Source organism: Azospirillum sp. INR13 (assembly GCF_015390205.1).
Lineage (GTDB): Bacteria > Pseudomonadota > Alphaproteobacteria > Azospirillales > Azospirillaceae > Azospirillum.
Window position 1 is genome coordinate 139,513 of record NZ_VUOI01000003.1, and the last position, 14,419, is coordinate 153,931.

Below are 14,419 nucleotides of genomic sequence, written 5' to 3' on the forward strand. Positions count from 1 at the left end.
GGACAGAGGGGAGTTGACGCGAAATCGATATGTAATGTTATATCATTACATATACCGGTGTGGTGAGCTTTCCCACGTCGGGGGATCAGGGATTTGGGGGATATCATGGATCGCCGTGCCAACCGCGCCCGCCACCGGGCGGGAACGGTTCTCTCGTGCCTTGTCGTAGCACCACCGGTACTGCTGTGCGCGGCCGGAGCGCTGGCCGATGCGCCGGTCGTGCTGGAACCGGTGGTGGTCAGCGCCACCGCCACCGAGCGACCGCTGGCCGACGCGCCGGCGACCGTCACGGTCATCACGGGCGGCGAGCTTCAGCAGCGCCCGGTGCAGGATCTGGCGGACGCGCTCCGCGACACGCCGGGGATCATGGTCGGCGGCGTCGGGCTGAACCGCCGCGGTATCTCCATCCGCGGCATGCCGGCGGAACACACGCTGATCCTGATGGATGGCAAGCGCGTCAACACCGCCGGCAACGCCATCGCGCACGCCGATTTCGACCTGAACTGGGTGCCGCCGGAAGCCATCGAGCGCATTGAGGTGGTGCGCGGGCCGATGTCGTCGCTCTACGGGTCGGAGGCGCTGGGTGGTGTCGTCAACGTCATCACCCGCCGCGCCACCGATGCGTGGCACGGCAGCCTGTCCACCCAGGGAGGGCTGATGGAAGGGGCGGGCGGCGACAGCGGCCAGATCGGCGCCTACGCCGGCGGGCCGCTGGTGCCGGGCGTCCTCGGTCTCAGCGTCACCGGCCAGAGCCAGGGCCGCGAGCCGACCCGCGCCCTGGCCAATCCGCGCCTGACCGAGCTGGAGCGGCGGCGCGCGTCCACCGGCAACGCCACCCTGACCTGGACGCCCGACGAGGCCCAGCGCATCGATCTGTCCTATGGGCAGGGCCACGAGACCAGAGCCTACACCATCCAGTCCGGCACCACCGCCGCGTCGATCTACACCACGACCGACACGATCGACCGCCGTCACCTGTCGCTCGCGCACACGGGCGACTGGAGCTGGGGCAACAGCAGTTTGCGCGCCTACCGTTCCACCCTCGACCGCACCAGCCGGCGGTCGAGCGGCACGCCGACCGATCCCCAGACGCTCACCGACGACATCGTCGATGGTCACGTCAGCGTGCCGGTGCTCTCGTGGAACCGCGTGACTCTGGGCGGCGAATGGCACCGCGAGCGCCTGACCGACAGCACCGTCAACCGCGCCGGTTCGGCGGAGGCGATCCACCACGCCCTGTTCCTTCAGGATGAGATCAGTCTGGGCGCCGACTGGTCGCTGGTGCTGGGCGACCGCGCCGATCATCACGAGACGTTCGGCTGGCAGCACAGCCCGCGCGCCTATCTGGTCCACCATCTGACCGACGCACTGACCGTGAAGGGCGGCGTCGGCAAGGGCTTCAAGGCGCCGACCCTGAAGCAGCTCTCGCCGCAGTATCAGGCGGCGGCGGCGGCGGGCCGCTTCACCGTGGTCGGCAACCCGGACCTGGAGCCGGAAACCAGCACCACCTACGAGCTGGGGGCGGAATACCGGGCCGAAGGCTGGTCGGCGCGCGCCACCCTGTTCCAGAACGATCTGGAAAACCTGATCGAGACCGCCTGCACCCGCTTCTGCGGCATCCGCGGTCGGGAGATCCGCACCTATCAGAACATCAACGAGGCCCGCATCCGCGGAGTCGAACTGGAGGGCGGGGTCGATCTGCCCGGAAACCTGCGTCTCGACGCCAACTACACCTTCCTCGACAGCGAAGACCGCGGCACCGGTCTGGAACTGAGCGAACGGCCCCGGCACCGCGCCAACGTCGCGCTGGCCTGGAACCCGGTCGAACGGTTCACCGCGCGGCTGCGCACGGAATATGTCGGCAAACAGGCGCTTTATCCGTCCTCGGGGGCGGCGACGCGCCTGCCGGCCTACACGCTGCTGTCGCTCGACCTCAGCCACGACCTGACCGACAGCGTGATCTTGCGCGGCGGCGTGCAGAACCTGACCAACGAGCGCCTCGCCGAGGAATCGTCGCTCTTCACCTACGCGGAAGAGGGACGGCTCTACTGGGTCGGCCTGAACTACAGCTTCTGACATGACACGCCTCATCCATCTGCTGCTGGCGCTCTGCCTGCTCGCCGCCGGAACGGCGTCGGCGGAGCGGCCGAAAACGGCCAGCCGCGCCCGCAGGTGCGGATCGTCACCAACGGCTTCGTCCTGCCCGGCAAGCTCGACCGGATCGCCCGGTTTGCCGACGAGGCCGGGGTGACGCTGGACAGCGTCCGCGCCGACACCGCGCCCGGCGAACCGGCGGCGTGGCTCGCCGGGGCCGATCTGGTCATCCTCGACACGCCGCGTCCGGGCGATCTCGCCATGGTGCGGCAGCGGCTGGGCACCGCGCTGTCCGACACGGGCGTGCCCTGGGTTCAGGTCGGCGGCGGCCCGCCCGCCTTCGACCGCATGGCGCCGGAACACGCGCGGCGGCTGATCGCCTACTACGCCAACGGCGGAGAGGCGAACCTGCGCCGGATGGCCGCCTACATCCGGGCGTGGCGCACGGGCGGGGAGGTCGGCGCCGTGGCTCCGGCGGAGACGCTGCCGAAGAGCGGCGTCTACCATCCGGCCGCTCCCGCCCCATTCGCGCGGACCGGGGATTATCTGGCCTGGGGCGCCGCCCGCTGGCCCGCCGATGCGCCGCGCGTCGCCTTCGCCATCCACGCGAGCAGCCTGTCGTCCATGCAGACGCAGGTGATCGACGCGCTGGTGGCGGGAACCGAGGCGCGCGGGCTGGTGCCGATGGTCGTCTGGTTCGACGCCGCCGACCCGCAGGCTCTGCGCAGCCTGCTGGAGCCCGCCTCATCGGAGCCCGCCGGGGCGGCGGTGCTGGTCAACCTGCACCACATGCAGAACGGTCCCGCCCGCCGTGCCGAGTTCGAGGCGCTCGGCATTCCGGTCCTGCAAACCCTCGGCTATCGCGACGGCGGGCCGGAGGCGTGGCGAAGCAATCCCGGAGGCATCGCCGCCCATCTGGTGGCGCCCTTCCTGGCGGCGCCGGAAGGCTGGGGGATGAGCGACCCGCTGGTGATCGAGGCGGTGGAGAACGGCGAGGCGGTGCCCATTCCGGAACAGGTGACGGCCCTGCTCGACAAGGCGGCGGCGCTGGCCGCGTTGCGCCACACCGCCAACGCCGACAAACGGCTGGCGGTCATGGTGTGGAACTATCCGCCCGGTGAAAAGAACTTGTCGGCCTCCAACCTCAACGTTCCGCGCAGCCTGGAGCGGCTGACCGGCGCGCTCGCCACCGCCGGCTACGACGTGCCGCCGACCGCCGAGGCCCGGCTGATCGAGGCGGGGCAGGCGATGCTTGGCGGCCTCTACCGGCCGGAGACGCTCGACCGGCTGCTGGCCGATGGGCTGGCCGAGGGCTTTCCGGTCGCCCGCTACGCTGCGTGGTTCGCGGGCTTGCCCGAAGCGGTCCGCGACGGCGTGACCGGGCGATGGGGGCAGCCGGAGGATCATTGGGCGGTCCGCACCATCGACGGCGAGGCGCGCTTCGTCATTCCGCGCCTTTCTCTGGGCAAGCTGACGCTGCTGCCTCAGCCGCCGCGCGCCGGGAAACCGGGCCACGCCCACCACGACGTCAAGGTGCCGCCGGACCATTACTACCTCGCCACCTACCTCTTCCTGCGGGACGCGGTGGCGGCCCACGCGCTGATCCATTTCGGGACCCACGGCACCCAGGAATGGACGCCGGGCAAGGATCGCGGCCTGTGGGCGCAGGATTTCCCGCTATTGGCGGTGGGGGCTTTGCCGGTCTTCTACCCCTACATTCAGGACAACATCGGCGAGGCGATCCAGGCCCGGCGGCGGGGCCGCGCCGTCACCGTCAGCCACCAGACCCCGGCCTTCGCGCCCGCGGGGCTGTACGACGAACTGCGCGATCTTCACGCGCTGGTCCACGAGTACGGCCCGCTCGACGACGGCGCCACCCGCGACCGCACCGCCAGGCGCATCCGTGCCGCCGCCACCGCTGCGGGAATCGCCGGTGATCTGGACTGGGACGAAGGGCGCATGGATGCCGATTTCCCCGGCTTCCTCGCCGTGCTCCACGATCATTTGCACGAGCTGGCCCGCCACGCCATGCCGCTCGGGCTGCACGGGTTCGGCGATCCGGCGGCCCCCGAGCACCGCCTTGCCACAGTGATGCAGCAGCTTGGCGAACCCTTCTACCGCCGCCTCGGCCTCGACCCGCAGGAGGTTTTCGCCGAGGACTTCACCGTCCTCAAGGAAACGGAACCCTACCGCCTGCTGCACCGCCATCTGCGGGACGGCGTTCCGCTGGACGGCATCGCCGAGCCGGAATTGCGCGCCCTGCTGGAGCGGGCCGCGGCGCTCGACCGCCATCTGGCCGACCCTCAGGAGTTGGAAGCGCTGCTGGCCGGGCTGTCCGGCGGCTTCGTGCGTGCCGGACCGGGCGGCGATCCGGTGCGCAACCCCGATGTGCCGAGCGGGCGCAACATCGCCGCCTTCGAGTCGGACAAGATCCCGACCCGCGCGGCCTACGAGGCCGGCGCCGACGCCTTGGCCAAGCTGATCGACAGCTACCGGGCCGAGCACGACGGAGCGGCGCCGGAAAAGATTGCCGTTTCGCTGTGGTCGTCGGAGGCGATGCGCCATCTCGGCGTTCTGGAAAGCCAAGTGCTCCATGCGCTGGGCCTGCGCCCGGTGTGGGACGGCGGGGGCCGGGTCACGGCGCTGGAGATCGTTCCTGCCACCGAACTGGGACGTCCGCGCATCGACGTCGTGCTTCAGGTAACCAGCGTCTACCGCGACCAGTTCGACGGCTTCATGCGCCTGCTGGCCGGGACCATCGACCGTCTGGCCCGGCTGGACGAGCCGGGCAACGCCGTGGCGCGCCACAGCGCGGAGACGGCGCGGAGCCTGATCGGACTGGGCGTGGCGCCTGAACGGGCACAGGAACTGGCCGGGCTGCGGCTGTTCGGCAACGAGCCGGGCGATTACGGCAGCGGCCTGCCGGATGCGGTGCTCGATTCCACCCATTGGAATCACGACACCGCGCTGGCCGACGCCTTCCTCAACCGGCTGCAATACGCCTACGGTGCGCGGGAGTGGGGCTCGCGGCTGCCCCCGGACGCCGGGAACCTCCTCGCCGAGAATCTGCGCGGCGTCCAGGCGGCGGTGCTCGCCCGCTCCTCGCGGCTGCACGGGGTGCTGTCCACCGACCATCCCTTCGAGTATCTGGGCGGGCTGGCGCTGGCGGTGCGGCGCCTCGACGGTGAAAGCCCGTCACTCTATATCGCCGACCTGCGCGAGGCGCAGGCGCGCGTCACCGGGGCCGCCCGCTTCCTGGCCGACGAACTGCGCGTGCGGTACCTCAACCCGCACTGGATCGGCGCCATGCAGGCGGAGGGCTACGCCGGCACCACCGAGATCGTGAAGACGGTCAACAACCTGTGGGGCTGGCAGGTGACCGCGCCGGAGACGGTGCGGGCCGACCAGTGGCAGGCGGTCCACGACACCTACATCCGCGACCGCCGCAATCTCGGCCTCGACGGCTGGTTCGAGAAGTACAACCCTACGGCCCAGGCGCAGGTGATCGAGCGGATGGCCGAGGCGATCCGCAAGGGCTATTGGGACGCCGACGAGCAGACCCGCCGCGACCTGGCCGAACGCTGGCAGGCCCTGGTGCGCGACCACGGGGTGAGCACCGGGGCACCGGCAACGACGGTGTTCATGGAGGCCATGGCTGCCGGCTATGCCCCGGCACCCGAGCCGTCCGTTCCCACCCCTCCCGCCGAAGCCGCGGCGTCTGAAGCGGTTTCCGAAACCGTCCAGGGGCCGGTGATGACGCCGGTCCCGGCGGACGGCGGGGACGATCCGGCGGCGTGGCGCGTGTGGGCCGGGCTGGCCTTTCTCTTCCTTTTCGTGCTGGGCGGAGCCGCCCGGCAGGCCGGCGTCAACCGCCGCCTCTCTTCTTCGAGGACTTTGACATGACCATCTTGGAAAGCGGGCTCTACGACATCGCCCGCCTGTTCCTGCTGCCCGTCCTGCTGCTGATCCTGGCGTCGCTGGCCTACAGCTTGTGGGCGCTGGGGGCCTTCGCGGTGGAGGCGTGGCAGCGCCGCCGCGGGGACCACCGCTCGCCGCTGATCGCGTACCGCCACCGCACGGGAAGCGGAAGCGACGATCTGGAGCTGTGGATCATGAAGCGGCTGGAGTGGCTGCGGGTGGTGGCCCGCAGCGCGCCGATGCTGGGGCTGGTGGCGACGATGATCCCCATGGGGCCGGCCCTGCTGGCCCTGACCCGCAACGACGCCCAGGGCATCGGCGAGAACCTGACGGTGGCCTTCTCCGCGGTGATCCTGGCGCTGGTCGCGGCCAGCATCGCCTTCTTCATCCTGACCTTCCGCCGCCGCTGGCTGCTGGAGGATCTGCGGGCGGTCGAGCGGTCCCTGGCCGAAGCCGGAGGAGCCGGCTGATGCGCTTTCTCGACCATGACGACGCCGACGATCCGATCCTGTCGGTGGTCAACCTGATCGACCTGTTCCTGGTGGTCATCGGCATCCTGATGATCGTCATCGTGCGCAACCCGCTGAACCCGTTCTCATCCACCAAGGCCGTCGTGGTGGAGAATCCCGGCGAAGCCGACATGCGCATCACGGTGAAGGATGGACAGGAACTGACCCGTTATGAATCGACCGGCGCCATCGGGGAGGGCAAGGGAATCCGGGCGGGAACGACCTACCGTCTGCCGGACGGTCGCTTGATCTACGTGCCCGAAACGGCCGCTCCGGGCACGCCGTGACCGGACCCCGTCATCGGGCCGGTGCACTCAGGCTTCCGTCATCGGCGAACCGGCTTTCTCCCAAAGTCTTTCGTTCACGAAGCTTGACCGACGTGCTGCGGTCGCCCATGAATGGTCCCGGTTCTGGTTCTTCCGGCGATCTTCGCCGGAAGCTAAGAGGGAACCCGGTGAGCCGCGTCCCGCGGCGAGGCCGGGGCTGCCCCCGCAACTGTGAGCGGTGAGCCGTTCCGTCGTTATCCGCCACTGGCGCCTCCGGCGCCGGGAAGGCCGGACGGAACGGCGGCGACCCGCAAGCCAGGAGACCTGCCAGCACCACAACGAAACGTCCTCGGGCGGGGTGTCCCGGTGGAGCGCTTGCCGTGCGCGTGGCCGAAGTCCGTTCCGGATGCGGCGTGTGTTCCGCAAGACGTCCGCCTGCTTTCCCTGCCCGCAATCGCAGGAAGCAAGGATGGCGCAACCGACTGTTCAGACGACGCTCCTTCCGAGCGCGCCCGCCTTGGCGGAATCACGGCCCGTCCGCGCGCAGTCCCATCCGGCCATCGAGGTCGAGGGCCTGCACTGCCGTCTGGGCAACCGCACCGTGCTGTCGGACATCGCCTTTGCCGTTCCGGACGGTTCCTTTGTCGGCATCCTTGGGCCGAACGGGTCCGGCAAGACCACGCTGCTGCGCTGCCTCGCCGGGTTGCAGGCCCCTTCGGCGGGACGCATCCGCGTCGAGGGCGACGATCCGCAAACCTTGCGTCCGGCGGAGCTTGCCCGCCGGCTGGCGCTTCAGGCGCAGGATGCCGCCGCTGCGCTGGGCTTCACCGTGCGCCACGTGGTCGCCATGGGGCGGCTGGTCCATCGCCGCTCCGCGTTCGCCGGGGCCGGGGCCGACGACCGGGACATCGTCGAGGATGCGTTGTCCCGGCTGGATCTGCACGCCTTGGCGGAGCGGCCGGTCGAGCACCTGTCGGGTGGCGAGCGCCAGCGGGTCATGATCGCCCGCGCCCTGGCGCAGCGCCCGCGCATCCTGCTGCTCGACGAACCGACCAACCATCTGGACGTCCACCACCGCTTCGCCGTGCTCGACCTCGTGCGCGCGCTCGGCATCACGGTGGTGGCGACTCTGCACGACATCGAACTGGCGGCGCGCTGGTGCGACCGGGTCCTGCTGATGAAGGACGGGTGCCTCCAGGCCGACGCCGTGCCGGAGAAGGCCCTGACTCCGGAGCGATTGACCGCCGTCTACCGCGTCGCCGCCACGGTGGACCGCCGCCCCGGCGACGGCCGTCTGCGCATCGACCTGTCACCCCTTACCGACCGCGGATCGGACCGCCCATGATCCCGTTTTGCCTCCGCGGCCTCGCCCCGATTCTCGCCCTGGCGACCGGGATCGGCGGCGCCCATGCCCAGGACCATCCGGTCGAGGTCGCCAACTGCTTCGAGACGGCCCGCTTCGCCGCACCTCCCAAACGGCCGATGGTCCACGACACCAACATGACGCAGACCATGCTGGACCTTGGCTTGGCCGACCGGCTGGTCGCCGTCTCCGGAATCGAGGGGGCCGAGCACCGCCTGATCGCTCCGCCCGGCGTGGTGGCCGCGCTGCCCCGGCTGCCCGACCGGTCCCCGACCCTGGAGGCGGTGCTGTCCGCCGACCCCGACTTCCTGTTCGCCGGCTGGAGCTACGGCTTCAGCGAGGCGCGCGGCCTCACCCCGGCCCGGCTGGCGGAGATAGGGGTCGCCACCTACACGCTGCGCGAAAGCTGCATCCGCGTCGGTCCCCGCGAACCGATCAGCATGGACACGCTCTACGCCGACCTGTCGGCGCTCGGAGACATCTTCGGCATCGCGGACCGCGCCGGGGCCATGGTCGTGGATTTCCGCCGCCGCGTCGCCGCCGTGACCGACCGCACCGGCACGGTCGCGGAACGCCCCCGCGTGATGTACTGCGACCAGTGCCACACCGACGGCGCGCCGTTGTCGGTGGGGCGCGAGGGGATGACCAGCCTGCTGATGGAACTGGCCGGCGGACGCAACATCTTCGACGACATTCCCAACAGCTACGTCCGGGTGAGTTGGGAGGAGATGGTGCGGCGCGACCCGCAATGGATCATCGTCAGCGACCATCGCGTCCCCGCCGAGGCGGCCATCCGCCACCTGACCGAGGCCCCGCAATTGGCCGATGTCGAAGCGGTGCGCAAGCGCCAGTTCATCGTGCTGACCTACGCCGAGCAGACGCCCTCCACCCGCAACGTCGATGCGCTGGAACGGATGGCGCGGACCCTTCACCCGGAACGGTTCGCTCCATGAGCCGATCGCACCTGCTGCGCCTGTCCGTGCTCCTGGCCGCCGTCCTGGCCCTGTCCACGGTCGCCGCCGTCGGTTTCGGTGCCGCCGGCATTCCGATCCCCAAGGTCTGGGCGGTGATCGCGCACGAGCTGTGGCCGTCGCTGGCCCCGCCTCCCGACGCCAGCCGGGCCGAGCGCAACATCGTCTGGGAGCTGCGGCTGCCGCGCGTGCTGCTGGGCGCCCTGGCCGGGCGGGACTGGCGGCCGTCGGCGCCGTGCTTCAGGTGGTGACGCGCAATCCGCTGGCCGACCCCTATCTGTTCGGCGTCTCGGCAGGCGCCTCGGTGGGGGCGGTGGTGGTGATCCTCTACGCCGGGACGGTCGCGGGGGCGGTCGGACTGCCGGTTGCCGCCTTCCTGGGTGCGCTGGCCGCCATGCTGGCCGTCTTCGCGGCGGCGCGCGGGCGCGACGGGGTGGTGACCAGCGAGCGGCTGGTCCTGACCGGCGTCGCGGTCGCCTTCATCCTGAGCGCCGTCACCAACGCCCTGATCGTCACGGGAACGGATCGCGGCGCCGATTCCGCGCTGTTCTGGATGATGGGCGGCTTCGGCACCGCGCGCTGGAGCGTCCTGCCCATTCCCGCCGGGCTGACCGTCGCCGGGCTGCTCTGGCTGTGGCTGCGCGCCGAGACCGTCAACACCCTGGCGCTGGGAGACGACGCGGCCCGCTCGCTCGGCAACGATCCGGGCCGCCTACGGCTGGAGCTGTTCGTGGTCACCGCGCTGATGACCGGGGCGCTGGTGTCGGCCTGCGGCGGCATCGGCTTCGTCGGGCTGGTGCTGCCCCACATCGCCCGGATGCTGGTGGGCGGCCATCTGCGGGCGCTGCTGCCGGTGGCCGCGCTGGGCGGCGCGCTGCTCCTGCTCTGGGTGGATGTCGCCGCCCGTACCTTGTTCGCCCCCCGCGAGATTCCCGTCGGCGTCGTTACCGCGCTCGTCGGCGGCGCCTTCTTCCTGTGGCTCATGCGCCGCCGCCCGGCGGCCTGACGGAGGACCACGCCATGACGTCATCCCATCCTGTTCCCCCACGCGCCATCGTCCTCTACGGACGCGCATCCTTCGACCATGGACAGGCGTTGAAGGCCCTCGCCGCGGCCCTCGCCGATCTCCACGCTGCCCGCGGCGCGGCGGTGACGGTGAGGACCGCTCACGCCGACCTGTCCGGTCCCGCTCTCCCGGCGGTGCTGGCGGATCTGGAGCAGGGCGGTGCGACGGAGGCGCTGGTGATCCCCAGCATGGTGCCCGCCGACCCCAGCCTGTCGGCGTGGCTGCCGGGCGCGCTCAGCCATTGGGCCGGCGCGTCGGGCGCCCGGATGACAGTCCGTCTGGCGCCACCGGTGGAAAGCGCGCTGGACTTGCCCGCCGCCCTCGACCGCATCGCCGCCGGACCGGTGGACACGCTGGCTGACGTGCGTGAGACGGAGCCCAGCCTGGGCAAGCCCGGCTGGTCGGCCATCCCCGAGCATGGCCGGCAGGTCTTCGTCTGCGTCGGCGCGCGTTGCCTGCACCGCGGCGCCGACGCGCTGTACCAGCGTCTGCGCGACGCGATGAAAGGGCAGCGCGCCCTGAACGCCGGACCGCGCCGGGTACTGTGCGCACGGACGAGTTGCCTCTACCCGTGCAACCGCGGGCCGTTGCTGGTCGTCCAGCCCGACGGGGTCTGGTACGGCGACCTGACGCCGGAGCGGATCGACCGCATCGTCCTCGGCCATCTTCTGGCCGGGCGCCCATCCATGGAGGATGTTCTGCACCGCAACCCGCCGCCGGAGGAGCCGGCCATGGGCTGACACCGCCTGACCGTCCGGCCCGCCTCCGGTCTCTGAAACCGCGCCGGCCCGACCCGATCGCCTGAATCCCCTTTCACCCGGCCACCGCGGAACGCGCCCGTTTCGCGGAACGCTGCCGCTCGTCCTGAAACAATCCTGTCGGAGAGTATCCATGCCCGCGTTTCCCGTCCGTCTCGAACGCCTCCGCCCAAGGTCTTTGGCGCCATTGCTCCTGCTGTCGGCCTCCTTCGGTCCGGGCGCGGCCCTCGCGGAGGACGCTGAAGCGCCGGTGACGCTGCCTCCCGTCACCGTCACCGGCGAGCGTCCGGCCTCCGCCCCCGCCGGGCTTGCGCTCGACGTTCCGAGCACCGGGGGCAGCCGCCTGGGCCTCACCCCCCTGGAAACGCCGGCCAGCGTCGAGGTGATCTCCGGCCAGACCATCCGCGACCGTGGGCAGACCAGCGTGACCGAGGCCGTCACCCAGAACGCCACCGGCTTCACTTCGCTGGCAGCACCCGGCAACGGCGGCTCGTCGCTCGCGACGCGCGGTTTCTCCGGCCACGGCTCGGTGATGCAGCTCTACGACGGCACGCGGCTCTACGTCGGATCGGGCACCGTCACCTTCCCCTTCGATACCTGGTCGGCGGAGCGCATCGAGGTGCTGCGCGGTCCGTCCTCCGTCCTCTACGGCGAGGGTGCGATCGGCGGCGTCGTCAACGTGGTGCCCAAGCGTCCGACCGCCGATTTCCGCAACGAAGCCATGGTCGCCATCGGCACCGACGCCCAGCGCCGGGCCGCCTTCGGCAGCGGCGGGCCGTTGAGCGAGACGCTGTCCTACCGCCTGGACGTGAGCGGCAACCGGTCCAACGGCTGGGTCGACCGGGGTGAGACGAAGAACCTCGCGCTGTCCGGGGCGGTGGCGTTCCGGGCCACGCCGGACGTCTCCGTCACCCTCTCCAACGATTACGGCGACCAGCAGCCGCAGGAGTATTTCGGGACCCCCCTGCTCAACGGCAACCTCGATCGGGCGCTGCGGCACCGCAATTTCAACGTGGACGACAGCGCGATCCGCTACCGCGACAACTGGACCCAGCTCAAGGCCGAATGGACGGTGTCCGACGCGCTCACCCTGCGCAACACCGCCTATCACCTGACCAGCCACCGGCATTGGAAGAACGTGGAGAGCTACGCCTGGAACGCCACAACGCGGCGGGTCAACCGCAGCAGCTACATCGAGATCTACCATGACCAGCGGCAGGTCGGCGACCGCTTCGACGCGACGTGGCGCAGCCGCCTGTTCGGCATGAAGAACGAACTGGTCGGCGGCTTCGACGTCAACCGCATCAACTTTCAGAACAGCAGCAACTCGCCCTATGGCGGGACCAGCAGCGTCGATCCCTTCGACCCGTCGCCCGGCCTGTTCGTCAACCTCGCCGGCACGAGGCCGCGGCTGCGGTCGAAGACCGACCAGTACGCGCTGTTCCTTGAGGATCGCCTGTCGGTGACCGACCAGCTGGCATTGGTCGGCGGGTTGCGTTACGACGCGCCGTCGATCCACCGCGAGGACCCCGTCGCCGGCACCAGCTTCGACAAGGATTTCCACGCCACCAGCTGGCGGGCCGGCGCGGTCTACGATGTGGTTCCCGGCCTCGCCCTTTATGGACAGTACGCCACGGCGGTCGATCCGGTCGGCAACCTGATCTCGCTGTCACCGGCCCAGAAGGACTTCGAGATGTCCACCGGTCGCCAGATCGAGGTCGGCGTCAAGCAGTCCTTCCTGGAGGGACGCGGCGAATGGACACTCGCCGCCTACCACATCGTCAAGGATAAGCTGCTCACCACCGATCCCAATCAGCCGGGGGTCACCATCCAGGTCGGCCAGCAGTCGTCGCGGGGATTGGAGGCGTCGCTGTCGCTCGGCCTGTGGGAGGGGGTGCGGGTGGACGTGAACGGCGCGCTGCTGCGGGCGAAGTACGACGACTTTTCCCAGACGGTGTCGGGTCGCGCGGTGTCCTACGCCGGCAACGTGCCGACCGGCGTGCCGGAGCGCACCGCCAATGCCTGGGCGAGTTGGGCCTTCCTGCCGGGTTGGGAGGCGCGGATCGGCGTGCAATATGTCGGCAAGACCTACGCCGACGCCGCCAACACCGTCACGCGGTCCGCCTATACGGTGGTCAACGCCGGCCTGGATTACCGGCCCACCGACAACACCAAGCTCAGCCTGCGCGCCGTCAACCTGTTCGACGAGGTCTACGCGGTGGCCGGTGGAACGACAAGCTGGGTATTGGGCCGTCCGCGCTCGGCCGAACTGGCCTTCTCCATGATCTTCTGACAGGGTTCCGTTGCAAAGTTTGACGGTAGGCGCGGAGAGCGGTTTCCGTCAGGTGTCGCGCCACGTTGCCGGGAGCTTGGCCATTCCCCAGATCTCCCCTCTCAGCGAGGAGGAGACGGATGCGTTGCCCACACTGCCAGTCGGCAAGCACGACCGAGCGTTCGGATCGGACGGCGCACGGGTATCGCCGCTTCCGCTGCCGGGAGTGCCGGCGCGGGTTCAATGAACGCACCGGCTCGGTGCTGAACCGCCTGCAGCTGCCCTCCGACGTGGTGTTCCTGATCGTGCTGTGGCGGCTGCGCCTGAAGCTGAGCTTGCGCGATCTCGCCGAGATCCTGCTGTTGCGCGGACTGGTCTTCTCCCATGAGGCGGTGCGGGACTGGGAAGCCAAGCTGGCGCCGTTGCTCACGGAGGCTCTGCGTCAGCGCCGGAAGGGCAAGATCGGCCGGAGCTGGTACGTGGACGAGACCTACCTCAAGGTCGCCGGCCAGTGGCAGGACTTGTACCGGGCCATCGACAGTGATGGCAACTTGGTGGACGTTTTTCTCAGCCCAACGCGCGACCAAGTCGCGGCCAGAGCATTCTTCCGCTCAGCGATCAAGGTGACCGGGATCCTCCCCGAGACCATCACCTCCGACAAGCACTCCGGCTACCCGCCGGCCGTTTAGGAAGTGTTCGGTGAGGATGTCGAGCACCGCACTTCGAAATACAAAAACAACCATTTGGAGCAAGATCACCGCGGAGTGAAAGGCCGCACCCGGCCGATGCGCGGCTTCAAGTCCTCAGGCAGTGCTGCTCGGTTCTGCCGGGCTTACGACGAGGTGCGCAACTTCCTGCGCCCGTCGACCCGGCGCAAGCAGCACGTCCCAGCAGCGCGCCGACGGGCGATCCATGTCCAGAGGGTCGCTGCCCTGCGCGACATGCTTGCTGTCGCGTAATTCACGCTGTCCGCCTCCGGGGCCCCTGCATCGTCAGCTCAGGCGTGGCGCGACACCTGACGGAACCCCCCTTTCCTGACAATCAGTCCACACATCCTGGATACGGTCCGGCAGGTTCTGGAGGCTCATGGACCGTTGCCGGAAAAACTCCGTGCCCGTGAACGCCGGGCTCTGCTTCGCAAGCTGTCCGCCGCAGCCGCCAGGCACCTAACCGAAGCAGCGGGGCGGGAAGCACCCGGCGGC

Annotated in this window: 10 protein-coding genes, 1 pseudogene and 1 riboswitch; all 11 genes and pseudogenes read left to right on the forward strand. The window is 70.0% G+C overall.

Features of this window, described 5'->3' with window-relative positions; translation table 11 throughout:
- The first annotated feature begins 105 nt into the window (after nucleotides 1-105).
- The 11 genes and pseudogenes from F1643_RS03830 (at nucleotide 106) to F1643_RS03875 (ending at nucleotide 14,176) form a co-directional block, all read left to right on the forward strand.
- A complete protein-coding gene (locus F1643_RS03830) occupies nucleotides 106-2,076 on the forward strand; it encodes a TonB-dependent receptor domain-containing protein (RefSeq protein ID WP_194910906.1) in 1,971 nt (656 codons plus the stop codon).
- A gap of 96 nt (nucleotides 2,077-2,172) precedes the next feature.
- Nucleotides 2,173-5,997: a cobaltochelatase subunit CobN gene (gene cobN / locus F1643_RS03835; RefSeq protein WP_206692304.1), complete on the forward strand. Its 3,825-nt coding sequence runs from the start codon at nucleotides 2,173-2,175 to the stop codon at nucleotides 5,995-5,997.
- Entirely contained in the window at nucleotides 5,994-6,482 is a 489-nt protein-coding gene (locus F1643_RS03840) for a MotA/TolQ/ExbB proton channel family protein (RefSeq protein ID WP_137106440.1), read from the forward strand. The genes cobN and F1643_RS03840 overlap by 4 nt, the downstream gene beginning before the upstream one ends.
- Nucleotides 6,482-6,808 carry a DUF2149 domain-containing protein gene (locus F1643_RS03845; protein WP_137106439.1) on the forward strand — a complete coding sequence of 109 codons (327 nt, stop codon included), beginning with the start codon at nucleotides 6,482-6,484 and terminating at the stop codon, nucleotides 6,806-6,808. The genes F1643_RS03840 and F1643_RS03845 overlap by 1 nt, the downstream gene beginning before the upstream one ends.
- Nucleotides 6,809-6,915: 107 nt before the next feature.
- Nucleotides 6,916-7,134: riboswitch (cobalamin riboswitch) on the forward strand.
- Between the two features lie 122 nt (nucleotides 7,135-7,256).
- Nucleotides 7,257-8,132 (forward strand): ABC transporter ATP-binding protein, encoded by an 876-nt coding sequence (locus tag F1643_RS03850; protein ID WP_194910908.1) that lies wholly within the window; start codon nucleotides 7,257-7,259, stop codon nucleotides 8,130-8,132.
- The gene (locus F1643_RS03855) at nucleotides 8,129-9,103 is read left to right on the forward strand and encodes an ABC transporter substrate-binding protein (protein ID WP_194910910.1); all 975 of its coding nucleotides are present in this window, start codon (nucleotides 8,129-8,131) and stop codon (nucleotides 9,101-9,103) included. The genes F1643_RS03850 and F1643_RS03855 overlap by 4 nt, the downstream gene beginning before the upstream one ends.
- On the forward strand, nucleotides 9,100-9,372 hold the full coding sequence (locus F1643_RS22085; RefSeq protein ID WP_255542371.1) for an iron ABC transporter permease: 273 nt from the start codon (nucleotides 9,100-9,102) through the stop codon (nucleotides 9,370-9,372). Before F1643_RS03855 ends, F1643_RS22085 begins: the two co-directional genes overlap by 4 nt.
- Entirely contained in the window at nucleotides 9,369-10,127 is a 759-nt protein-coding gene (locus F1643_RS03860; protein WP_370540452.1) for a FecCD family ABC transporter permease, read from the forward strand. The genes F1643_RS22085 and F1643_RS03860 overlap by 4 nt, the downstream gene beginning before the upstream one ends.
- A gap of 14 nt (nucleotides 10,128-10,141) precedes the next feature.
- On the forward strand, nucleotides 10,142-10,927 hold the full coding sequence (locus tag F1643_RS03865; RefSeq protein WP_194910913.1) for a ferredoxin: 786 nt from the start codon (nucleotides 10,142-10,144) through the stop codon (nucleotides 10,925-10,927).
- A 205-nt stretch (nucleotides 10,928-11,132) separates the two neighbouring features.
- The gene (locus tag F1643_RS03870; RefSeq protein WP_255542372.1) at nucleotides 11,133-13,238 is read left to right on the forward strand and encodes a TonB-dependent siderophore receptor; all 2,106 of its coding nucleotides are present in this window, start codon (nucleotides 11,133-11,135) and stop codon (nucleotides 13,236-13,238) included.
- A 119-nt stretch (nucleotides 13,239-13,357) separates the two neighbouring features.
- Nucleotides 13,358-14,176: pseudogene (locus F1643_RS03875) on the forward strand (IS6 family transposase).
- Nucleotides 14,177-14,419: the final 243 nt, after the last annotated feature.

Bases quoted from the DNA above. Each gene is read 5' to 3' on its own strand.
- F1643_RS22085 (WP_255542371.1), top strand. From the start codon at position 9,100: ATGAGCCGATCGCACCTGCTGCGCCTGTCCGTGCTCCTGGCCGCCGTC.
- F1643_RS03830 (WP_194910906.1), top strand. From the start codon at position 106: ATGGATCGCCGTGCCAACCGCGCCCGCCACCGGGCGGGAACGGTTCTC.
- F1643_RS03855 (WP_194910910.1), top strand. From the start codon at position 8,129: ATGATCCCGTTTTGCCTCCGCGGCCTCGCCCCGATTCTCGCCCTGGCG.
- F1643_RS03850 (WP_194910908.1), top strand. From the start codon at position 7,257: ATGGCGCAACCGACTGTTCAGACGACGCTCCTTCCGAGCGCGCCCGCC.
- F1643_RS03865 (WP_194910913.1), top strand. From the start codon at position 10,142: ATGACGTCATCCCATCCTGTTCCCCCACGCGCCATCGTCCTCTACGGA.
- F1643_RS03840 (WP_137106440.1), top strand. From the start codon at position 5,994: ATGACCATCTTGGAAAGCGGGCTCTACGACATCGCCCGCCTGTTCCTG.
- F1643_RS03845 (WP_137106439.1), top strand. From the start codon at position 6,482: ATGCGCTTTCTCGACCATGACGACGCCGACGATCCGATCCTGTCGGTG.